Annotated in this window: 20 protein-coding genes and 2 pseudogenes; 16 read left to right on the top strand and 6 right to left on the bottom strand. The window is 28.8% G+C overall.

Annotation, left to right across the window (positions count from 1 at the left end):
• Nucleotides 1-110: 110 nt before the first annotated feature.
• From gcvT to FDT66_RS03735, 3 genes are all read left to right on the top strand, one after another.
• Nucleotides 111-1196 carry a glycine cleavage system aminomethyltransferase GcvT gene (gcvT, locus tag FDT66_RS03745; protein WP_138534821.1) on the top strand — a complete coding sequence of 362 codons (1086 nt, stop codon included), beginning with the start codon at nucleotides 111-113 and terminating at the stop codon, nucleotides 1194-1196.
• Nucleotides 1197-1271: 75 nt separating this feature from the next.
• Nucleotides 1272-2270 carry a metal-dependent hydrolase gene (locus tag FDT66_RS03740; RefSeq protein ID WP_138534820.1) on the top strand — a complete coding sequence of 333 codons (999 nt, stop codon included), beginning with the start codon at nucleotides 1272-1274 and terminating at the stop codon, nucleotides 2268-2270.
• A gap of 92 nt (nucleotides 2271-2362) precedes the next feature.
• Complete coding sequence (locus FDT66_RS03735) at nucleotides 2363-3184, top strand: phosphatase PAP2 family protein (RefSeq protein WP_246034753.1); 822 nt, start codon at nucleotides 2363-2365, stop codon at nucleotides 3182-3184.
• A 95-nt stretch (nucleotides 3185-3279) separates the two neighbouring features.
• On the opposite strand, the gene ychF is transcribed toward FDT66_RS03735, so the two are convergent.
• Complete coding sequence (gene ychF / locus FDT66_RS03730) at nucleotides 3280-4371, bottom strand: redox-regulated ATPase YchF (RefSeq protein ID WP_138534819.1); 1092 nt, start codon at nucleotides 4369-4371, stop codon at nucleotides 3280-3282.
• Nucleotides 4372-4524: 153 nt separating this feature from the next.
• On the opposite strand from ychF, the gene FDT66_RS03725 reads away from it, so the two are divergent.
• Nucleotides 4525-6045: a carboxypeptidase-like regulatory domain-containing protein gene (locus FDT66_RS03725; protein WP_138534818.1), complete on the top strand. Its 1521-nt coding sequence runs from the start codon at nucleotides 4525-4527 to the stop codon at nucleotides 6043-6045.
• Nucleotides 6046-6111: 66 nt separating this feature from the next.
• On the opposite strand, the gene FDT66_RS03720 is transcribed toward FDT66_RS03725, so the two are convergent.
• Complete coding sequence (locus tag FDT66_RS03720) at nucleotides 6112-6462, bottom strand: 4Fe-4S dicluster domain-containing protein (RefSeq protein WP_138534817.1); 351 nt, start codon at nucleotides 6460-6462, stop codon at nucleotides 6112-6114.
• A gap of 69 nt (nucleotides 6463-6531) precedes the next feature.
• Here FDT66_RS03720 and FDT66_RS03715 point away from each other — a divergent pair, with 69 nt between their 5' ends.
• The 9 genes from FDT66_RS03715 (at nucleotide 6532) to FDT66_RS03675 (ending at nucleotide 15269) form a co-directional block, all read left to right on the top strand.
• A complete protein-coding gene (locus tag FDT66_RS03715; RefSeq protein ID WP_138534816.1) occupies nucleotides 6532-7593 on the top strand; it encodes an acyl-CoA reductase in 1062 nt (353 codons plus the stop codon).
• Nucleotides 7594-7685: 92 nt separating this feature from the next.
• Nucleotides 7686-8750: a 3-phosphoserine/phosphohydroxythreonine transaminase gene (gene serC / locus FDT66_RS03710; protein ID WP_138534815.1), complete on the top strand. Its 1065-nt coding sequence runs from the start codon at nucleotides 7686-7688 to the stop codon at nucleotides 8748-8750.
• Between the two features lie 79 nt (nucleotides 8751-8829).
• Nucleotides 8830-9780, top strand: a complete 951-nt coding sequence (locus FDT66_RS03705; protein ID WP_138534814.1) for a D-2-hydroxyacid dehydrogenase — start codon at nucleotides 8830-8832, stop codon at nucleotides 9778-9780.
• 1 nt (nucleotide 9781) lies between these two features.
• On the top strand, nucleotides 9782-11020 hold the full coding sequence (locus FDT66_RS03700) for a DUF1015 domain-containing protein (protein ID WP_138534813.1): 1239 nt from the start codon (nucleotides 9782-9784) through the stop codon (nucleotides 11018-11020).
• Between the two features lie 49 nt (nucleotides 11021-11069).
• Entirely contained in the window at nucleotides 11070-11735 is a 666-nt protein-coding gene (locus FDT66_RS03695; RefSeq protein ID WP_138534812.1) for a YggS family pyridoxal phosphate-dependent enzyme, read from the top strand.
• 32 nt (nucleotides 11736-11767) lie between these two features.
• Nucleotides 11768-12847, top strand: coding sequence for an exonuclease domain-containing protein (locus FDT66_RS03690; protein WP_138534811.1), 1080 nt, complete (start codon nucleotides 11768-11770; stop codon nucleotides 12845-12847).
• A gap of 349 nt (nucleotides 12848-13196) precedes the next feature.
• Nucleotides 13197-13727 carry an RNA polymerase sigma factor gene (locus FDT66_RS03685; protein ID WP_138534810.1) on the top strand — a complete coding sequence of 177 codons (531 nt, stop codon included), beginning with the start codon at nucleotides 13197-13199 and terminating at the stop codon, nucleotides 13725-13727.
• A 3-nt stretch (nucleotides 13728-13730) separates the two neighbouring features.
• Entirely contained in the window at nucleotides 13731-14522 is a 792-nt protein-coding gene (locus FDT66_RS03680; protein WP_138534809.1) for an anti-sigma factor, read from the top strand.
• Between the two features lie 108 nt (nucleotides 14523-14630).
• Nucleotides 14631-15269: a hypothetical protein gene (locus tag FDT66_RS03675; RefSeq protein WP_138534808.1), complete on the top strand. Its 639-nt coding sequence runs from the start codon at nucleotides 14631-14633 to the stop codon at nucleotides 15267-15269.
• Nucleotides 15270-15356: 87 nt separating this feature from the next.
• Here FDT66_RS03675 and FDT66_RS03670 read toward each other — a convergent pair whose 3' ends face one another.
• The 4 genes and pseudogenes from FDT66_RS03670 to FDT66_RS14260 all read right to left on the bottom strand — a co-directional run.
• Nucleotides 15357-17582 carry a TonB-dependent receptor gene (locus tag FDT66_RS03670; RefSeq protein WP_138534807.1) on the bottom strand — a complete coding sequence of 742 codons (2226 nt, stop codon included), beginning with the start codon at nucleotides 17580-17582 and terminating at the stop codon, nucleotides 15357-15359.
• A 25-nt stretch (nucleotides 17583-17607) separates the two neighbouring features.
• Complete coding sequence (locus tag FDT66_RS03665) at nucleotides 17608-18903, bottom strand: tetratricopeptide repeat protein (RefSeq protein ID WP_138534806.1); 1296 nt, start codon at nucleotides 18901-18903, stop codon at nucleotides 17608-17610.
• 229 nt (nucleotides 18904-19132) lie between these two features.
• A pseudogene (locus tag FDT66_RS14155) lies at nucleotides 19133-20005 on the bottom strand (DUF4331 family protein).
• 93 nt (nucleotides 20006-20098) lie between these two features.
• A pseudogene (locus tag FDT66_RS14260) lies at nucleotides 20099-20371 on the bottom strand (DUF4331 family protein); the annotation flags it as partial.
• 191 nt (nucleotides 20372-20562) lie between these two features.
• Here FDT66_RS14260 and FDT66_RS03650 point away from each other — a divergent pair.
• Genes FDT66_RS03650 through FDT66_RS03640 form a run of 3 tightly spaced genes read left to right on the top strand, consistent with a single transcriptional unit; the run spans nucleotide 20563 to nucleotide 23571 of the window.
• On the top strand, nucleotides 20563-21381 hold the full coding sequence (locus FDT66_RS03650; RefSeq protein WP_138534803.1) for an ion transporter: 819 nt from the start codon (nucleotides 20563-20565) through the stop codon (nucleotides 21379-21381).
• Between the two features lie 4 nt (nucleotides 21382-21385).
• The gene (miaA, locus tag FDT66_RS03645; protein WP_138534802.1) at nucleotides 21386-22297 is read left to right on the top strand and encodes a tRNA (adenosine(37)-N6)-dimethylallyltransferase MiaA; all 912 of its coding nucleotides are present in this window, start codon (nucleotides 21386-21388) and stop codon (nucleotides 22295-22297) included.
• The gene (locus tag FDT66_RS03640; protein WP_138534801.1) at nucleotides 22297-23571 is read left to right on the top strand and encodes a DUF2254 domain-containing protein; all 1275 of its coding nucleotides are present in this window, start codon (nucleotides 22297-22299) and stop codon (nucleotides 23569-23571) included. The genes miaA and FDT66_RS03640 overlap by 1 nt, the downstream gene beginning before the upstream one ends.
• The last annotated feature ends 27 nt before the right edge of the window (nucleotides 23572-23598 follow it).

Here is a 23598-nt window from a genome sequence, read left to right as displayed (position 1 = left end):
TTTTCAAATGTAGTATTAATTATTTTTTCCATAGAAACATTAACAAAAAATTAGTGATTGATTATTGAGCATTTTTCAATATTTTAGCTGAAATTTTAAGAAATCGATTGATGAAAAATATAGCACTTAACTCTATTCACGAAAAACTTGGAGCAAAAATGGTACCTTTTGCTGGTTTTAATATGCCTGTACAATATGAAGGTGTTACAGCAGAACATTTAACTGTAAGAGAAGCTGTAGGAGTTTTTGATGTAAGTCATATGGGTGAGTTTTTAGTTTCTGGAAAAAATGCACTAGATTTAATTCAGAAAGTAACTTCAAATGATGCCTCTAAACTACAAATTGGTGATGCACAATACAGCTGTTTTCCAAATACTGAAAATGGAATTGTAGATGATTTAATTTGTTATAGAATTAAAGAAGACACATATTTATTAGTAGTGAATGCTTCTAATATTGAAAAAGATTGGAATTGGATTTCTTCTTATAACGAAGAATTTAATGCAGATTTAAAAGATTTATCTGATGATTATTCTCTATTAGCAATACAAGGTCCAAAAGCAATTGATGCAATGCAACCTTTGTCTTCTTTAGATTTAGCAGACATTTCTTTTTACAAATTTAAAGTTGGTGATTTTGCTGGAATAGAAAACGTAATTATTTCTGCAACTGGTTATACTGGTTCTGGTGGATTTGAAATTTATTGTAAAAATGCTGAAGTAGAACAAATCTGGAACAAAGTTTTTGAAGCAGGCGCAGATTATGGAATTAAACCAATTGGTTTGGCTGCAAGAGATACTTTACGTTTAGAAATGGGCTATTGTTTGTATGGAAATGATATTGACGATACAACTTCACCAATTGAAGCTGGTTTAAGTTGGATTACCAAGTTTACCAAAGATTTTGTTAATCATGAAGCTTTAGCGAAAGAAAAAGAACACAAACCAGAAAGACGTTTGGTGGCTTTTGAATTAGACGAAAGAGGTATTCCAAGACAAGGTTACGATATTGTAGATGGAAATGGAAACGTGATTGGAAACGTAACATCAGGAACTATGAGCCCTTGTTTACAAAAAGGAATTGGAATGGGGTATGTACCAACGCTTTTTGCAAAATCGGGTACACAAATACATATTCAGGTTCGTAAAAAAGCAATTCCTGCAACGATTGTTAAGTTGCCTTTTTATAAAGGATAAAAACTAAAAAAAACAAAAACAGATTATATTTTATAATCTGTTTTTTTTTTTGAATAAAATATAAATTAACAAGTATTGGATTCATTAACTCAAATTGTTTTAGGAGCTGCAGTTGGTGAAGCTGTTTTAGGAAGAAAAATAGGAAATAAGGCCATGTTATATGGCGCTATTGCTGGCACTATTCCAGATTTAGATGTTGTTGCTTCTTACTTTACAGATACTGTTACTGCTTTAGAAATTCATAGAGGTTTTACTCATTCTATCTTATTTTCAGTACTCTTTGCTCCTCTTTTTGCTTTTATAGTTACAAAATACGAAAAATATAAAAACTTTAAAAATTGGACATTATTGTTCTTTTTAGCTTTTGTAACACATCCAATTTTAGACGCGCAAACTACTTGGGGTACAAAATTATTTTGGCCTTTAGATATTCGTTTAGCTTTTAAAAATGTGTTTGTGATAGATCCTTTATACACATTTCCTTTTTTAGGTTTTTTAGTTTTAGCACTACTTCAAAAAAAGGAAGCGAAAAAAAGACGTTTGTACAATAATTTAGGGTTGATAATCAGTTGTTCTTATTTAGTAATCACTTTAATTTTGAAAGGAATTTCTTATCAAAAATTCACCAAAGAACTTGCTTCTCAAAACATTATATATAAAAATATTGAAACAAAACCAGCTCCTTTAAACACTATTTTGTGGACAGCAAATATCGAAACCGAAGATGCCTTTTTAATTGGATATGCTTCATTTTTTGATGAAAATCCAATTCAGTTTTCTAAATATCTAAAAAATCATCATTTATTAGGAGAATTAAAAAACCATCCTAAAATGAAAAGAATGATTGCCATTTCTAAAAATTGGTATACCATTAACAAAATAAATAATACGCTTTATTTTAACGATTTACGTTTTGGTACATTAAGTATAAAACCAAATGCCAATAATTTTGTTTTCAAATACAAAATTAATATCGATGAAAATGGAACTCCGTTTTTTATTGAAGAACCTAAAGAAAAGCGTAATGCTAAAAAATTGCTATTTGATTTATGGAAAAGAATAAAAGGCAATTAATAGGGTTGCAATTTGCTTTATTGAGTTAATATTTTAATTATTTGAGATAATTGAAAATTGAGATTCCTAGTTTCTTTGTAAAAAAGAAAAATATGAAAATTTTTACATCGCTATTAACCTTTCTTTTACTATCACAAATTTCATTTGGACAACAAAACACGTCTCCTTATGAGTGGAAATGGAAAAGAGATGGAATATGGACAGGTGCAGCTTTTGCGGCAAGTGCAGGTGGTTTGCTTATAATATCTAATAAAGATTCTTATTCAGATGAAGATTTGGCTCAAATTAGAAGTGAAATTGATGAAATTAATTTTATGGATAGATGGGTTGCCGGAAATTATTCTGAAAACGCCAATAAAATAAGTGACATTCCTTTTGCACTATCTTTTGCAGCACCTTTTGCATTATTATTAGACAAAAAAACACGCAATCATTCTGGACAATTATTTGGAATTTACATAGAAAGTTTGGCAACAACATCTGCATTATTTACAATAACAGCAGGTTTATCTAACAGAAGTAGACCTTACACTTATGGAACAGATGCTCCTTTAGAACAACGAAAAAGCATTACAGCTACCAGATCATTTTATTCGGGACATGTAGCTGCTACTGCAACTGCAACTTTTTTTGCAGCAAAAGTATATCAAGATTTTAATCCAGATTCACCCGTAATTCCATACATTTATGCAGGAGCTGCAATTTTACCAGCTGCTGTTGGTTATTATAGAATGCAAGCTGGTCAGCATTTTTTAACTGATGTTATGTTAGGCTACACTTTAGGTGCTTTGGCGGGTTATTATATTCCTGAATTGCATAAAAAAAAGAACCAGTCTTTATCTTTCCAACCAATTATGGACCAAAATTTTTATGGTGAAAATTACCAAGCAATTAGTTTAACATATCAATTTTAAAAATATCAAATAAAAAATCCAACGAATTACTTCATTGGATTTTTTAGTATTTGTCAAAAAAAAAGTTAGTAAAAACTTATTTGAGTAATAATAAATTATACATTAAAACGGAAATGCATTACATCACCATCTTTTACAATGTATTCTTTACCCTCTACTCTCATTTTACCAGCTTCTTTCACTTTTGTTTCTGAACCGTAAGTTACGTAATCTTCATAAGAAATAGTTTCTGCTCTAATAAAACCTTTTTCAAAATCTGTATGAATTACTCCTGCAGCTTGAGGTGCAGTTGCTCCAATAGGAATTGTCCAAGCTCTTACTTCTTTTACACCTGCTGTAAAATAAGTTTGTAAGTTTAATAACTTGTATGCAGAACGTACCAAACGTGAAACACCAGCTTCTTCTAAACCAATGTCTGCTAAAAACATTTGACGTTCTTCATAATCATCTAATTCTGTAATATCTGCTTCTGTACCAACTGCCAATACAATAACTTCTGCATTTTCATCTTTTACAGCTTCTTTTACTTTATCTACATAATCATTTCCTGAAACAGCAGAATTTTCATCTACATTACAAACGTATAATACTGGTTTTGCAGTAATAAATTGTAAAGATTGTACAAACTCTATTTCTTTTTCAGAAAACTCTAAAGTTCTTACAGATTGTCCTTTCAACAAAGTTTCTTCAATTTTTAATAAAACAACCAATTCTGCTTGTGCTTCTTTGTTTCCTGTTTTTGCAGTTCTTTTTACTCTTTCAAGTCTTTTTTGAACCGTTTCTAAATCTTTTAATTGTAACTCAATATCAATTGTTTCTTTATCTCTAACAGGATCAATAGAACTATCAACATGAATAATATTATCGTTATCAAAACATCTTACCACGTGTAAAATAGCATCTGTTTCACGAATATTTGCTAAAAACTGATTTCCTAAACCTTCTCCTTTGCTAGCCCCTTTTACCAAACCTGCAATATCTACAATTTCAACAGTAGCTGGTATTACTCTTTCTGGATTTACCAATTCTTCTAATTTCTCAATACGTTTATCTGGCACATTTACAACTCCTAAGTTTGGTTCTATCGTACAAAAAGGAAAGTTTGCACTTTGTGCTTTTGCATTTGACAAACAATTAAATAAAGTTGATTTTCCTACATTTGGTAATCCTACAATTCCGGCTTTCATTGATGTTGTTTTTAAATAGAAAGAGAAGAGTTAACATAATTTTGGTTAATCTTTTCTAAAATTTTCAGAATGCAAAGATAATACTTTGTTAAATTTAAATGTGTTTTATTTAGGAATAAAAATTAAGATTACTTTACCAAAAAATTAAAATATATGAATAAAAAACTACTTATTATTTACGGTTTCTTTTTAGGATGTATTGCATCGTTTTCGCAAACAATTTCTGGTAAAGTAATAAACGAAAACTCTTTACAACCAATGGAAAATGTATCTATAGCAACGAATTTAAAAACAGGAACTACTACTGATAAATTTGGACGTTTTAGTTTGAATTTAAAAGATGTAAAAACTGTAACTTTTTCATTTTTAGGATTTTCAAGCAAAACAATACCTATTGATGATTTCAAAAAACTAAATTATATCATAGAATTGACTGAAATAGTAAATCAACTAAATGAAATTCAATTAAATATTGCCAAAATATCTTTAGACTCTTTACTCTCAAAAACAACAGCAAGTATGAAAAACAACTACTTGTATGAGTCTGTAAAACAAGAGATGTATGCTATTGATACACAAAAAATGGATTTCAAAAAATTAGAATTAGCGTTAAAATCTAGTTCAATTTTAAGTAAAAAAAATAAAAAATTAGCAGAACAAGAACTTAAAGAGTTTTCAGAAAATATTCAGCAAAAAAAACCAGAATTTGTAACTGAGTTTAAGGCAAAAACAATGTCTAAAGAAATTTATGAGCCGAAACTTAAAAAAACACTCACTTTTTACAAAACTGATACCATACAAGGTTTTAAAAAAGCGGATGTTGGAAATGGTCTTACTATAAAAAATGTGACTAACAAATTACAAAATATTGTTTTGAAACATTTAAGTAATGATAAAACTTATAAAGTAAAATCTGGTTGGTTTAAAGTTGAAGATTCTCTATCGTTTAAAAAGGTTTTAAAAACAAATGATTCGCTTGAAAATAGCAATAATTTTAGCAACATAAAAGTTTCCAACTACTTAATGAGCATAAAAAAAGAAAGTGTATTTTTTAATAAAAAAAATGAGTTCAATTTTTTTGACAGAAAATACTACAATCACAAATTAGAAAAAAACGAAGTTTTAGGAACTGCTAAGTATTACGTTATTTCATTTGAACCAAGGAAATCTAAAGCAAAATATACTGGAAAAATACATATTGATCCTTTTGATTTTTCCATTAAAAAAATAGCTTATCAATTTGCTGATGGCAAAAGAGGAGATCATATAAATTTAAGGTTATTGTTAGGTGTAAAGTTTTCAGAAAACAAAAATGAAGTTACTTTATTTTATGAAACAAATGAATTCGGAAAAATTTATCCTTCGTATTATTATGAAACAAAAACAAGTTACGCCTACGTAAACAGACCTATAAAATTTATAGAAAATACAGAAGAAAAAGAGAAAGTAAAATTTAATATAAAGGTAGAAGTAAATGTTTCTGAAACTACAGAAGTACTTTTAAATGAACCTTTAAATATTAAAAGTTCAGAAATAAAACCTTTTAAAAAAGAAGATTTTAAGAAACGAACTACTTACATGTCTAAAGAAGAGTATGAAAATTCTTCATGGAAAAACAGAGCTATCATAAAACAATATTTACAAAAGTATTCACCAAAAAAAATCCCGAATTAACCTCGGGATTTTTTCATTCTATATAAAAGTATAAACTATATTCTCTTAATTCTTAAAATAAAAATATTAATCGTTATGCATAAATTTTTGTTTCGCTAACAACTCTTCTTCAGTTTCTACATTATCGTCATCTGGCACACAACAATCTACAGGACAAACTGCAGCACATTGTGGCTCTTCATGGAAACCTTTACATTCTGTACATTTGTCTGCAACAATGTAATAAATTTCGTCGGAAATTGGTTCTTGGTCTTCATCTGCATTTGCAGACTTACCATTTGGTAAAACTACATTTCCACTTAAATCTGTTCCATCTGAATATTTCCAATCGTCTGCACCTTCGTAAATTGCTGTGTTAGGACATTCTGGTTCACAAGCCCCACAATTTATACATTCATCTGTTATTATAATTGCCATAATTTTCTTTTCTAATTTGTACCTTTGCAATTGCAAAAATAACTCCAAAATTAGTTACAACCAAAATAAATGGATAGTATTCAAAATAGAATTGCTGCTTTTGCCAAATTAGGCGCTTTTTTAAGTCAGTTTTCGCAAGAAAAAGTAGTTAAAAAGGAAAATATAGCACACAACGATTTATTTTTTGATGGCTTTAAACATCAATTAAAAATTGCAAAAGAAAACAATTCTTGGTTTACAACCGAAAATTTATTGTTTTCTTTAGAAAGTTGGTCTAAAGCTTTAACCAAAAGCAATTTAGAAAAATGGATTTTTGATAATAATATCAAAGTTGAAACTCCAAAAACAGTTGCAATTGTAATGGCTGGTAATATTCCTTTGGTTGGTTTTCATGATTTTTTGTCGGTTTTAATATCAGGTCATTCCGTTTTAGTGAAACAATCTTCTGGCGATAAACATTTATTACCTTTTTTAGCAAAGTATTTAGAATATGTTGAACAAGAATTCAAAGGAAAAATCACTTTTACAGAAGAAAAGTTAGAAAATTTTGATGCAGTAATTGCAACTGGAAGCGATAATACAGCACGTTATTTCGAATATTATTTCAAAAACAAGCCAAATATTATTAGAAAAAGTAGAAATTCTGTAGCTGTTTTAAAAGGAAATGAAACTGAAGAAGATTTACAGAAATTAGCAGATGATGTTTTTACCTATTTCGGTTTGGGTTGTAGATCTGTTTCCAAAATTTATGTTCCAAAAGAGTACGATTTCAATAACTTTTTTAATGGAATGTATGTAAAAAAAGACATGATTAACAACGCAAAATACGCCAATAATTACGATTACAATAAGGCTGTGTATTTAATGAGCGAGTTCGATTTGTTAGAAAATGGTTTTTTAATAATAAAGGAAGATGAGAGTTACTCCTCTCCTATTGCCACTGTTTTTTATGAATATTATGATAATGAAATCGACCTAAAAATAAAATTACATGAAGATAGAGATAAGATACAATGTGTTGTTGCCAAAGAGTTTATAGAAAATGAAGTTGCTTTTGGCGAAACTCAAAATCCTGCATTGTGGGATTATGCAGATGGAGTGAATACATTGGAATTTTTATCGAAAATATAAAAATGGTTTTTTGTTGATGGTTGATAGTTTTTGGAATTTTTATTACTAAAACTTTGAAACTTTGAAACTTTGAAACTTTGAAAACTTAAGAAATGAAAAAACATAATTTTAGTGCAGGACCTTGTATTTTGCCTCAAGAAGTTTTGCAAAAAGCATCTGAAGCAATTTTAAATTTTAATGATGATAATTTATCGTTAATAGAAATTTCTCACAGAAGCAAACCTTTTGTAGAAGTAATAGAAAAAGCCAGAAGTTTGGCTTTAGAGTTGTTAGGGTTAGAGAATAAAGGCTATAAAGCATTATTTTTACAAGGTGGTGCAAGTATGGAGTTTTTAATGGTTGCCTACAATTTACTAAACAAAAAAGCAGCATATTTAAATACAGGAACTTGGGCAGATAAAGCCATTAAAGAAGCAAAAGCATTTGGAGAAGTTGTAGAAGTTGGTTCTTCTAAAGATAAAGGCTTCTCTTACATACCTAAAGGATATTCAATTCCTGAAGATGCAGATTATTTTCACTGTACAAGTAACAATACAGTTGCAGGAACACAAATGAAAGAGTTTCCTGAAACAAATATTCCTTTGGTTTGCGACATGAGTTCAGATATTTTTTCTCGTCAGTTAAATTTCGAAAAATTCGATTTAATTTATGCGGGTGCACAAAAAAATATGGGTCCTGCAGGTGCAACTTTAGTTGTTATTAAAGAAGAAATTTTGGGAAAAGTAGAAAGACACATTCCTTCTATGTTAAATTATCAAGTTCATATCGATAAAGACAGTATGTTTAACACACCTTCTGTTTTTGCTGTGTATGTTTCTATGTTAACCTTACAATGGTTGAAAGATTTAGGAGGAATTCCTTTTATTGAAGAAGTAAACAACAAAAAAGCTTCTCTTTTATATGCTGAAATTGATAGAAATCCGCTTTTTAAAGGAATAGTTGCAAAAGAAGACAGAAGTATTATGAATGCTACTTTTACATTAACGGATGAATCTTTAAAGGAAAAATTTGACAAAATGTGGAAAGAAGCTGGAATTAATGGATTAAATGGACATAGAAGTGTTGGTGGTTACAGAGCAAGCATGTACAATGCATTGCCATTATATAGTGTACAGGCTTTGGTAGATGTGATGCAAGCCTTGGAAAAAGAGGTTTAAGGTTAAAAATTTAATATTCAAAATTTTGAGTATTAATAAAAACCTTGAACTATGAACATTAAATTTTGAACTTATTAGGATGAAAATATTAGCAAACGACGGATTATCAAAAAGTGGTATTGACGCTTTAGAAAAAGAAGGTTTTGAGGTTTTAAACACAAAAGTAGCTCAAAATCAACTAGAAAATTATATAAACGAACATAATATAGATGCACTTATAGTAAAAAGTTTAACGGAAGTTCGTGACGATTTAATTGATGAATGTCCGTCTTTAAAACTCATCGCTTTTGCTGGTGTAGGTATGGATACTATTGATGTAGATTATGCTATTGAAAAAGGATTGCACGTAATTAATGCACCAGAAGCATCTACAATTTCTGTAGCAGAAATGGTTTTTGCACATCTTTTTGGAATGGCAAGATTTCTTCATTCTGCAAACAGAGAAATGCCTTTAGAAGGAGATTCTAGATTTAGAGAATTGAAAAAAACATATTCTAACGGAACAGAATTACGTGGTAAAAAATTGGGAATTATTGGTTTTGGAAGTATTGGACAAGAAGTAGCGAAAATTGCCATCGGAATTGGTATGGAAGTAATTGCCATGGACGAAAATATAGACTCTGAAAGCATTACCTTAGATTTTTTCAATGGACAAAAAATCAATTTTAATATTGAAATGAGTTCGAAGGAAGAATTACTAAAAGATGCAGATTTTATTACCATTAACGTTCCAGATCAAGATAGTTATGTAATTGATACCAAAGAAATTGAAGAAATGAAAGATGGTGTTGGTATTATAAACACATCAAGAGGAGGAAATTTAAATGAAGTCGCTTTGGTAAATGCGATAAAAGACGGTAAAGTACAATTCGCTGGTTTAGACGTTTTTGAAAGTGAACCAACTCCAGAAATTCAATTACTTATGAATCCAGATTTATCTTTATCTCCACATATTGGAGCTGGAACTTTAGAAGCAGAAGAAAGAGTTGGAATAGAAATTGCAAATCAAATTATAAAACTTTTAAAATAATTTGGCAGTTGTAAAACCTTTTAAAGCAGTAAGAGCTACAAGAGATAAAGTCGCTATGGTTTCTTCCAAATCGTACGAAATTTATACTCCAGAAATGCTATATTCTAAATTAGCCTTTAATCCGTATACATTTTTACACGTAATTAATCCTGGTTATAAATATCATAAACAAGATATTACACAAGAATTACGCTTTAAATTAGTGCATAACAGGTATTTAGAATTTAAAGAAAATAACGTTTTTCAAAAAGATGAAATTCCTGCTTTTTACATTTATGAAAAAATAACTCCTAATGATACTTTTTGTGGAATTATTTCTGCTGTTTCAGTAGAAGATTATCATAATAACGTAATAAAAAAGCACGAAGGAACACTTAAGAAAAGAGAATTATTATTTGAAAATTACCTAAAAAACACAGGTTTTAATGCAGAACCTGTATTATTAACATATCCTGATAATGATGTAATTACATCAATTATTAAAAAATACAAACAACAAAGAGCTGAATACGAATTTTCTACAACTGATAAAGATTTGCATTTATTATGGGTTGTAAATAATGCTAACGATATTAAAAAAATAACAGCAGCTTTTAAAGAAGTGGAAACTTTATACATTGCAGATGGGCATCACAGATCTACATCATCTTGTTTGTTGGCACAAAGATTGGCGAAGGAAAATCCAAATCATACAGGTGAAGAAGATTATAACTTTTTTATGAGTTATTTACTGCCAGAAAGTGAGTTGAAAATCTACGAATTCAATCGATTTATAAGAGATTTAAATGGTTTAACTTCAGATGAATTTCTAATTGAATTAGACACCTATTTCAGAATTGAAAATCGAAAACAAGAATTGTATAAACCGAAAGAAAAACATCATTTTAGCATGTATTTAAACGGTGAATTTTACGCGTTATATTTAAGAAAATCTATGTATAAGTTTACAGATGCTTTAAGTAAACTAGATGCTCAAATATTATATACCACAGTTTTAAAACCAATTTTAGGTATTAATGATATTAGAAACGATTCTAAAATTGTATATTCTCAAGATAAATCTGATAGCTTAGAACTAAAAACAAAAGTAGATGCTGGCGAATTTAAAGTATCTTTTGGAATGTTACCCACTAATGTAAATGAGTTAAAAGAAATTGTAGATGCTGGTTTGTTAATGCCTCCAAAAACTACTTATATTGAACCTAAACTAAGAAGTGCATTAACTATTTATGAATTTTAAAACATCATAAAAAACTTGTTTTAGAGTCTGAATTTATTAAAAAATAAATATGAGTATTAAAGAAAATTTACATCAAATTAAATCGAATTTACCAGAAAACGTAACCTTAGTTGCTGTTTCTAAAACCAAACCAATTGCAGATTTACAGGAAGCTTACGATGCTGGTCAGCGTGTTTTTGGTGAGAATAAGATTCAAGAAATGGTGGAAAAATTCGATGTTTTACCCAAAGATATTCAATGGCATATGATTGGACATTTACAAAGTAATAAGGTAAAATATATGGCACATTTTGTAGATTTAATTCATGGAATTGATAAATTTTCAACCTTAAAAGAAATAAACAAACAAGCCAAAAAACATGATAGGGTTATCAATTGTTTGTTACAAGCAAAAATCGCAAAAGAAGAAACCAAATTCGGATTATCTTTTGAAGATATTGAAACCATTATAGCATCAGAAAAGTTACGTGAATTAAAAAATATAAAAATTGTAGGTTTTATGGGAATGGCAACATTTACAGAAAATCAAGAACAATTAAATGAAGAATTTTCAGCATTAAACAACTTTTTTAATACACAAAAAACAAAAATAGAAACTGAAAACTGCCAACTAAAAATCCTATCTATGGGAATGAGTGGTGATTACGAACTAGCAATTGAAAATGGAAGTACAATGATTCGCGTAGGAAGTTCTATATTTGGCAGTAGAAATTAAAATTAGTAAATTTCCACGTTAAGAAAAAGAATTTGTACGCAATACTAGACATTGAAACAACTGGAGGTAAGTTTAATGAAGAAGGCATTACTGAAATAGCCATCTATAAATATGACGGACAATCAGTTATAGACCAATTTATTAGCTTAGTTAATCCTGAAAAAGAAATTCAGAAATTTGTGGTAAAACTAACAGGTATTAACAATGCCATGTTACGAAATGCACCAAAATTTTACGAAGTAGCTAAAAGAATTATAGAAATAACCAAAGATTGTACCTTGGTTGCTCACAACACAGCATTCGATTACAGAATTTTAAGCACAGAATTTGAACGTTTAGGCTATGATTTTAATAGAAATACGCTTTGTACTGTAGAGTTAAGTCAAGCTTTAATTTTAGATCAGCCATCTTATAGTTTAGGAAAACTAACCAAATCTTTAGGAATTCCAATGACTGATAGACATAGAGCTTCTGGAGACGCTTTAGCAACTGTGCAGTTATTCAAACTACTTTTAGAAAAAGACGTACATAAAAACATAATTCAAAAATCAGTAAAATATTACGATCGTAGAATTGAAAAACAAAAAATTCAAAAGTTAATAGATAGTACACCTAAAACACAAGGCGTTTTTTATGTTCACGATTCCGAAGGAAAAGTAATTTATATTGGTCGTGGCAAAAATGTTCAAACAGAAGTAAATAAGTTATTCTTAAAACAGACCAAAAGAGCAATTAAAATACAAGACAGAGCTAATTCTATTTCTGCAGAAAAAACTGGTAATGAATTGTTTACTAATTTAAAATACAATTTAGAGTTAGAAACACTATCACCAAAATATAACTTCAAAAAAAAGAGAAAACCTTTATTATTAGACTTCAATAACGACAATTTTATAATCTTTGACAAAGGAAGAGAGGTTGAAGAACACGCAGTGATTCTTATAGAAAACAAAGAAGTTTTTGGATATGGTTTTACTAATTTAGCTTACCAAGAAAACAAAATAAATGTTTTAAAAAATGTATTAACCCCTATTGAACATAAAGAGTTATCCAAATCAATTATAAAAAATTATTTGAATAAAAATAAAGTTCAAAAAATTGTACGACTGTAATCCTACTCATTATGAATTCTTAAAATACCTCAAATGACGTATTTTTTTTTTTGCTATTTCTTCAACTTTGTAGAGTAACACTAAAACTCAAAAAAAAAAAAACTATGCTCACTTATTTGCTGTTTATTAACAACAGTAATAAAACTGTACAAGAGGAGATGAAATTCAAAGACCTATATGTGCACCAATTAGTAGAACTGGTGATGAAGGTGGAGATTTTATATTTATAAAAAGATAAAATTCATTCATTTTTAAAAAAGTCTCAAGAATTATTCTTGAGATTTTTTTTTCTTTAAATATTTCTTTTTTAACCAATTAAATTTAATATTTTAGCAGAGAATAAAAATATATGAATTTAGACCAACTAGTTTTACAATTTCAACAAAAGGATATTAAAGCCTATGAAAAACTATACAATATGTATTGTAATAGTGTTTCCGGAATTGTAAATAACATTGTTAAAAATGACGATGTTGCACAAGAAATTACCCAAGATGTTTTTATAAAAGCGTGGAATAATTCAGAATCTTACTCCTCAAAAAAAGGGCGTTTTTTCACCTGGATCTTAAATATAGCTCGAAATGCAGCTATCGATTATACACGATCTAAAAAATTTAAACAGTCTAAACAAAACCTTAACTCAGATTTTTTCGTAGATATATTAGAAACCAGTCAAAGTTTAGATAACTCTACAGATGCAATTGGTATTAAAGAGTTTGTTACCAAATTAGGTGATAAATGTAAAAAAGTAATAGAATTACTTTATTTTAAAGGATTTACCCAAAAAGAAGCATCAGAAGAATTAGATATGCCACTTGGCACAGTTAAAACACGAAACAGAAATTGTATAGGCGAATTACGTACTATGCTTGGAGTTTAAAAAATGGATATAAAAAAATACATAACATCTGGAATTTTAGAACTGTATGTTGCAGGTTCACTCTCTGAAAAAGAGAATGAAGAAGTGCATGCTGCAATTCAACAAAACCCTGAATTGTTAACAGAAGTATTATCTATAGAAAATGCTATTGTAAAATTAACTGCAGCAGCCTCAAAAACTGATAGTACTTACTTATTTACAACAATAAAGAAAAAAGTTGATGGTGATGTAACAAAAGTAGTTTCAATTTCCAAACCAAAAAATAATTGGATACAATATACTGGTTGGGCAGCATCAATACTAATTGGTAGCGCATTAGTTTGGTCTATTTCTCAAAATAATAAATTGAAAGATCAAGTTGCTACAGAAAAACAACAATTAGAAGAACAAATAGATAAAGCTTCAAACAATTTAGCGGAAGCAGAAAAATTAATTACCATATTTAGAGATAAAGATATTGTATCTGTTCCTCTTTCTGGTCAAGCAGTTTCACCAGAATCTTATGCAAAAGTTTATTGGGACAAGAAAACTAATAATATTTATTTAGATGCTAAAGGTTTACCAGCTCCACCAAAAGGAAAAGTTTACCAAGTTTGGTCATTAAAGCTAACTCCTTTAACACCAACAAGTTTAGGTACTATAGATACTTTTATGGCTGACAATAATAAAATTTTCACCATAGAAAATGCAAATAACTCAGAAGCATTTGGAATTACTTTAGAGGATGAAGGTGGTGCAGAATCACCAACACTTGAGCAACTGTATACATTAGGTGCAGTTCCAGCAGCTCCATAAAAATTTACATAAATTATATATAAAAAACCTCACTAAAAAGTGAGGTTTTTTTTGCGATATTTTGATTTTAAAAAAATAACCACGTTATTTAAATTTAAATATAAGTTAATGATATTAAAACGTTTATTCATACTTACACTACTTACATCATTTTCGTTCTTAAAAAGTAGTGCACAAAATCAAAAAAAATATATTTATTATTTACATGGACGAATTATTGAAATCCAAGGAAAAAATGCTGTAAGTAATGTGTATGGAAAATATGAATTTAACAGTATTATAAAGGCTTTAAGCAATAAAAATGATAGTGTTATAGCAATGATAAGAAATACTAATGTAGATCATTTACAATACGCTAAAAAAGTATCTAAACAAATTGATAGTCTTGTAGAAAAAGGTATAAAATCAACCAATATAACTGTTATAGGAGCCTCAAAAGGGGCAATAATTGCGAGCTATGTTGCAAGCATTAATAAAAACCATATCAATTATGTTTTACTTGCTGGTAACAATGATTATCAAGAAAATAATAGGAATTGGAAGTTTCACGGGCAAGTACTTTGTATTTATGAAGTTTCAGATACAATTGCAGGTAAACACTATAACTATTGGAAAAACAGAGAAAATTTTACTACTAAGTTTGAGCAAATAGCCTTAAAAACAAATTTAGGTCATGGGTTTTTGTACAATCCTATAGATGCTTGGTTAAAACCCACCAAAAAATGGATTGAGCATCAAAAAATGTAAAAATAAAAAATGCCTACCACATTGCTGTGATAGACACTTCATCCAACTAAAATTAACCAAACAAACATGGTTAAAATCGTTTATATTTTAAAATTGATATATGATTGATGCTTTTGCAAAAAACGGTGTTCCTGGTGTAAAATGAATTTCTTCTACAGAATTGGCTTCATTTTGTAACCTAGATTCTGTTGCAAATTGCGTTTCATTCCAATCAACGTCAAAAATATTTTCAATTGCTAAACCTAATGTAATTGCTTTCATTTTGTAATTGATATTAAAATCTGCTACAAAATAACCTTCTGCTACAATACTATTGTCTTCATTTGCAGGTCTATCACCTAAATATCTGTAACGAAAGCCTCCTGAAAATTTTCCTAAATCTGTAAAAGATAAACCTCCAGCCATTGTAAAGTCTGGTGCTAGTGGAATGTAATCTTCTCCAGCAATATTTTCTAAACTTCTTGCTTTTGTTAATGTAGCGTCTGTATCAAAATACAACCAATCTGTAAATTGATAACGTAAACCTAAATCTAACCCAAAACGTTCTGATTTTCCTGAAGGCTCTACAATACCTGCATCACCAACATAAACAAACTCTTCTTCAGAAAACAAGTACCAAGCTGCTGTATTTAGAACTAAATTTGGTGTTGGTTTCCAAATGTTACCAAAATCTACTCCATAAGCTCTTGGTAAAACTTTATCGGCATTTTGTTGTAAAACAACTCTAGTATCATTAGAGTGAAAACCAATACCTGATTTTAAAAACCACTGTAAATTATCTTTTTGAGTATATAAAAAATTTAATTTTGGATTTATAATTGCTTTCGTTTTCGTAAGTGTTTCGTAGGTAGGATTTAAATCGTCATTGTAAACGAACTTAAAATAATCTAAACGAACTGCTGGTGAAATTTTAAATTTTCCAATTTCAAATTCTGAATTAAAAAACGCATACATATTGGTTTGTCTTACATCTCCTAATTGAATTCTTTCTAAAATTTCTTTTCTATTTTTTGTTCTTGAAAGTTCAACATCGTTAATTAAATCGTAACGTAAGCCAGCACCTTTGGTAAATTTTGCTTCTACATCTCCAAACTTTTTATTTGAAATAATTTGTGCGCTTGCTCCAAAAACATCTCTGTTTTCAAATTGTTTAATTTGATCGCCATTTACTGGATCTTCTAAAAAAAATGTAAAATTAGAATACAATTCAAAATTATATTTTGAGTAAAAAACGTTTGTCTTAAAAATTGATTCATCCGTTAATGTTTTATTAAACTGTACGTTAAAATTTGTTCTAGAGGTAAAACCTCCTTCAGTATCATCAATTGCTCCAAATCTTGTAATGTTTCCATTATTTACTTCTCTTTCAGGTATTTGTCCTGAAGCATCCCAACTACTTGTAAAATGTGAAGCTGTTAAGGTTAGTCTATCTTTTCCTTTTAAAAAGGCACTGTATTTTCCAAAAACATTTAATCTATTAAAGTTTTGTGGAGATTCAAAAGGACCATCTGTTGCAATATATTCTATAGCAACATAAGCATTCTGATTTTTTTGAGTATCTAAAAGATTGAACATTCCTAACATTCTTTGAGAGTTGAATTGTCCTGCTTCAAAAGAAACCGAATTTTTTTGAATTGAAGTTTTTGTAGAAAAATCTACATAACCAGCTGTGTTAAAATCACCTTGATTTGCATAATAAGGTCCTTTACCAAAGTTGATGTTTCTTATAGTTTCTGGAATTACAAAATGCAAATCACTATATCCTTGACCATGTGCGTGCGAAACCATGTTTATTGGCATTCCATCTACTGAAAGTGTTACATCTGTACCATGGTCTATATCAAAACCTCTTAAAAAAATTTGTTCTGCTTTTCCACCTCCTGCATGTTGTCCAATAAAAAGTCCTGGAACTTTTCTAAGAATTTCTTGTGAAGAGTTTACAGGATTCACTTGCAAATCTACCTTAGTTATGGTTTGTAAAGCGTTTATTTCTTTTCCTAAAACCAATTCTTCTAATTGAAAAATTTTAGTTTTTAACTGAATTATTAAATTATTAAAACTTTCTGTTGTAAGAATTATTTCTTGTTTTTCGAATCCTAAAATTCCTACTTGTATTGTATTTCCTACTTGTGTATCACTTAAAGTGAAGTTTCCATTTAAATCTGTATGTGTATGTGAGTTAGAACTAGAATTGTATATGTATGCATTTTCGATAGGATCATTAAACGCATCTAAAACTCTACCTTTCAATTGTTGACTAAAAGTTTTTACACAAAAAACAATTGAAAAGAATATGATTAATTGATTTTTCATTTCTTAATTTTTAGTTTTTGCGAATTTATATACTCTTAAGTTCTTTTTCAACTAAAGGACCTAATTCATAAACAGCTCCAAGAAGTTCTTTTTTTATTTCTGAGGCCTCTTCTACTCTACCATTAGCTTTTAAAATATAAGCGGTATGTAACATAGCTTCAGGCTCAAATGTTTTGTTTATTACGTGGTTTTCAGAAATTTTTAAAGCTTTTTCTTTTTCACCACTTTTGTATAATGACCAAGCTAGCAAATCGTAAGATTGCGCTGTTGGTCTTTCATTAACTTCTTGTTGTGCTATTTCTAATGCTTTTTGAAATTTGCTAGCATCTTCTGCGTATAATAAAACATCGTATTTATGATACATAACTCCGTAATTGGTATCTTTTACTTTTGCCAAATACAAATCAATTTGCTTGTTTTTTACTTCTGTATTTCGAGTAAATTCTGCAATTTCTGCTTTTAGTAAATGATAGTCTGGAGCTGCATTTTCTTTAGTCACAGCATCTAAAATTCTTAAGGCTTCTTCTGGATTTCTTTCATAAGAATAAACTATCCAAGCAATTCCTTTTTTTGCATAACTATCATTAGGATTTAATTCTAACGACTTTAAATATGCATTGTAAGAATCTTGAATTCTACCAGCATGACCATAATAATCTGCCAAATTTGTGTAATTCCATTGTAGTAAACTTTCGTTTTTTGATGACTTAGCAATTTCTAATGAAGCTTCTAAATATTGTATAGCTTTATCTAAGTTTCCTAAATGATCATTGTATTTAGAAAGTCTAATTAAATAATCGAAACTTTTAAAGTTTTTTACTTCAGTTAAATAGTTTTCTACAGCTTGTAAATTTCCTAGTTCTAAATTTACATCTATTAACATAAATTGAGTTAGTTGTAGTTTTTCTCCATTTTCTTCTGCTTTCTTTAATAATGATAAAGCTTCTTTAAAACGATGTTGTGAAATGTAATTTCTTGCTAAACTTCTTAAATAACCAGCATTGGTGTAATTTACTTTTTCATTTGCAATTATTAAGTTTTGTTCTGCTTCTTTTAAAGCCTTAATATTACCTGTTAACTGAAAAATTGTTGAATTTGCAGTAGCCAATTTTGCATTGTATGGATACTGATTTGGTGTTTCTATTAATTTGTTTTCCCAAAAACTATATTCAGATAAAGAGTTGTTTAAAGAAATATTTTTATCAATATTTAAATATGCGTTATAATCTTTTGGGTTTGTTATTTTATTGTCTGTTTTGTTATTGCAACTAATTGCTAGTGAAAAAGTTACAAATAATAAAATTAGTTGGATATATTTCATTGTTTGTATTTTTTATTGATTAAAATAACTGGCGTACTTTATAGGGATATGTACGCCAGATAGTGTTTAGGGGTTTAGGGGATTGTTAGGGAAAAAAAAGTTAAAGAGTTAGGGGCACTTTACTTTTTTATTTTAAGGGGGAACTTTTTGAATAAATTAGGGGGTTCAAAAAATATTTTAAACAACTGGCACAAGTTCCCCCGAAAATGCACCAGTTTTAAATACTTCTCTACCAAGGAGAAGCTAAATAAGGAAAGCTTGTTAAGAAAGGCTTATCATTTGCACTTACGTTATCATCTGATAAAGTAGGATTTTCTGAAAAATCTTCACCTCCAAATATTAATAATAGCTCTACAGTAATTACATCATCTGCTAATGCTCTTCCTGTTAAAACATTTGTTCCATCAAAGAAAGTAGTTTTACCATCTAAAGAAACATTTAAAACGTCTGTTGCTAATAAACCTGTAAAAGCAGCTGCATCTAAACCTAAAGCATTTTTATCTCCAGGATTTGCAAAAGCAGGACTTAAGGCTTTTAAGTTTGTTTCAAACATAGATTGAAATTTTGCATTTTGTTCTGAAGGTACTGTTACGTTAAATTCATCTTTACTACTTGCAGATACAAAAACAGTATTTACTGCTGGCCTACCCATTTGATCTTTTTGCATGAATGTTCCTGAAAAATCTACTGGTATTGGTGTAGGTTCATTATTGTCGTTGTTTGAACATCCAACCATAATTAAAGAGGTTATGGCTAAAATTGCTGTATATTTTATAAAATTAATTTTCATGATATTCTATTTTTTTAGTTAGTTATATTATTGCTTCACTTTTGTTTCTACCCAAGTATTAATCGTACCTGAACCACCAATTTCTGATTTTGGCACTTCAACAACTATAGATAATACGTTTGTACCTTTAAAAGTATCTGAACCAGGATTGTTAAAACCAGGTGCAGTTCCACCAATAATTTGTCCGTATCTAGCAAAATCCATAAAGAAAGGATCATCTCTTGGTCCTGCAAACATTTTCATTCCATTTTCAGTAGCTACTACTGCTGGAACTCCATAAGTTGTTACTGGTACGCTTGATTTTGTTGCCATTTCATTTATAGAACTAGACAAACCTGTTGTACCTGGAGCATAAGGACCAAAGAAATACATTGTATTGTCTCTTGGAATTGCTTGTATTACTAAATCTTCAACATTGTCATTATTAGTGTCAATATTAAACTCTACTAAAACATTTTCATCAAATTGTGCTGCTGCTGTTGATCCAGGGCTTAACAAACCTTGAACGTTTGCAACGAACACTAAGTTGTTAGTATCCTCTCCTTGAAAAGCATAAAAATCTGTAATGTCTGCAGTTGTACCTTGTGCTGCTGGCGCATCAATATGATCTGCTGCAACTGTAATTAAACCAATTATTGCGATAATAACGGTTCCTAATAAAATTTTACTTTTTTTCATTGTGTGAGTTTTTAGTTATTTTTAATTGAATCTCACACATACTTACGAGAAGATTTGAAGTACGGTTTTAAAAAAAGTTCTTTTTTTTTATTTTTTTTTACAAACCCTTATAAATACTAAGAAAATTAGTAGAATAAATTTTTAAACTCATTAAATATTTGTAGTATTGTAATAGAAAAACAACTTAAAAATTGAATAAACCGACAAAAAAAACCAATTGGAAAGTAAAAATTCATGAAATTATTTATGAAGCAGACACCAAAGAAGGAAAACTGTTTGATGTAATTTTATTAATTGCCATTTTAGCTAGTATAATTTTAGTAATGCTAGAAAGTGTAAAAAGTTTTGATGATAAGTATCATAATTTTTTAAACATATCTGAATGGGTAATTACAATTTTATTTACAATTGAATACATTCTAAGAATAATATCTATAAAAAAACCATTTAAATATATATTTAGTTTTTATGGAGTTATTGATTTTTTGTCTACAATACCTAAATACCTTTCCATATTTTTTGTAGGATCACATCATTTCGCTGCGTTTAGAGCATTAAGGTTATTAAGAGTATTCAGAATTTTAAAATTAGGAAGGTATATTGGTGCTTCAAACAAATTAAAATTAGCTCTTAAGGCTAGTAAAGCCAAAATTGCTGTTTTCATTTTTTTTATTGTAATTATATGTATCATTCTTGGTACTATAATGTATATGATAGAGGGTGAAGAAAATGGATATACAAGTATACCTACAAGTGTTTATTGGGCTATTGTAACTTTAACTACAGTTGGTTTTGGTGATATTGCACCGCAAACACCTTTAGGGCAGTTAATTGCTAGTGTAATTATGATTTTAGGTTATGGAATAATTGCAATTCCTACTGGAATTGTAAGTTCAGAAATGACAAAAACAACTTTAGACATTAATACACAAACTTGCCCAACTTGTGCTGCAGAAAAACACAAAGATAAAGCTCAATTTTGTTACAATTGCGGAAGCAAACTTAATTAAAACGATGGCTACCAATTATTTAATTACCATTTTAGGACCAACAGCTATTGGTAAAACAGCTTTGAGTATAGAACTTGCAAAAGCATTTAATACAGATATAATTTCGTGTGATTCCAGACAGTTTTATAAAGAAATGACAATAGGAACAGCAGTACCAGACACAAATGAATTAGCTGCTGCAAAACACCATTTTATTCAAGATAGAAGTATTTTTGATAATTATAATGTAGGTGAATTTGAAAGAGATGCTTTAACTAAATTAAATGAACTTTTTAAACTTAACAAAGTACAAATTATGGTTGGCGGAAGTGGTTTGTATGTTGATGCCGTTTTAAAAGGTTTAGACTATTTTCCTGAAGTTGATATTAAAATAAGAGAACAACTAACTAAAGAACTTGCCGAAAAAGGAATTGAACCTCTACAACAAAAATTAAAAGAATTAGATATAGAAACCTATAATACTATAGCAATTGAAAATCCGCATCGTTTAATGAGAGCTTTAGAAGTATGTATTGGTTCTAGTTTGCCCTACTCCACTTTTAAAAACAAACCCAAAAAAGAAAGAAACTTTATACCTATAAAAATTGGTTTGAAAGCAGATAGAGCAATTATTTACGACAGAATTAATAAACGAGTAGATTTAATGATGGATGCTGGTTTATTAGAAGAAGCAAAAAAGTTATATGAACATAAAAACCTAAATGCTCTTCAAACGGTTGGTTACAGAGAGTTATTTTCTTATTTTGATGGAAGTTTCACGAAGGAATTTGCCATCTCAGAAATTAAAAAAAATACCAGACGATTTGCAAAAAGACAGTTAACTTGGTTTAAAAAAGATGACCAAATCACTTGGTTTGACTATAAAACGCCACCAACAAAAATTATTTCAGAAATAATGAAAAAGATAAATAATTAATGAGAGATAAATTTTTAAACCTATTTCATAAAGTATACAACTTAAAAAATAAAATTGCCTTTTTCCCTGCAATAATGGGTATTGGTGGAGCTCTATTTGCATACATAATGATGTTTTTAGAAAATCGTGGTATTTCTAAATACATTCTCGATTTTCTTCCTGAACTAGTAATAAACAATACAGAAACAGCAAGAGTTATTTTAACCACTTTTATTGCGGGTTTAATATCTATCATGGTGTTCAGTTTTTCCATGGTAATGATTTTATTAAACCAAGCTTCAAGTAATTTTTCTCCAAGACTTTTACCTGGTTTAATTTCAAATAGAAGGCACCAAATTATTTTAGGTGTGTATTTATTTACCATCATTTATTGCATTTTTATACTGGTTTTTATTGAACCCTCTGGAAAAAAATATCAATTACCTGGTTTTTCTGTATTAATATCCATCATTTTTATGGTGTACTCTTTAGCAGCTTTTATTTATTTTATTCATTCAATTTCTCAAGAAATTCAAATAAATAATATTTTATTGTCCATTTTTACTTCTTCAGAAAATAAACTGAAAAAAATTATCGAAAAAGAAAAGAAAATTAATGCCACAAAACCAGATACCGAAAATTGGACATCTTACAACGCAAAATGTTCTGGTTATTTCAATACAATTTCTACAAAAACTTTATTAAAGTTATCCAAAGAAAATAATATTAAAATTGAAATAGTTTCCAATAAAGGTGCTTATTGCAATGAAAGTGATATTCTTTTTAAGATTGATAAAAAAGTAGATGAAAACATTATAGAAAGAATTTACACAAACTTTAATTTTTCTAAAGGTGAATTAATTGACAATAATTATTTACTTGCCTTTAAACAAATTACAGAAGTTGCTGTAAAATCTATGTCACCTGGTATTAATGATCCAGGAACAGCTATTAACGCTATAGATTATTTATCTCAATTACTTATTTTGAGAGTTCAAAAACAAGATATAGATTTGGTTGAAGAAGATAATGAAATTTTATTAGTGTTAAATTCCATTAACTTTAATGACCTTTTATACAATGTAATGGCACCTTTAAGAATTTACTGTGCTCACGATATAATTATTGTAAGAAAATTACTGGCATTATTAAAAAACTTAAAAACCAATGCAATTAAAACTGAGTATAAAAATAGTATAGATTCTGAAATAAACTTATTGCTTACAGACGCTAAGAGAGAAATTGCAAACGAATCTGACATTAAAAAGTTAGAAGAGTTAGGTATAAACTCTTAAAATAAAATTTAACTTTTTTTATGTTAT

This window comes from Polaribacter aestuariivivens (genome assembly GCF_005885675.1).
Classification (GTDB): domain Bacteria; phylum Bacteroidota; class Bacteroidia; order Flavobacteriales; family Flavobacteriaceae; genus Polaribacter; species Polaribacter aestuariivivens.
The sequence above is the reverse complement of the archived record's forward strand: the minus strand, read 5'-3'. Positions and strand labels throughout refer to the sequence as shown.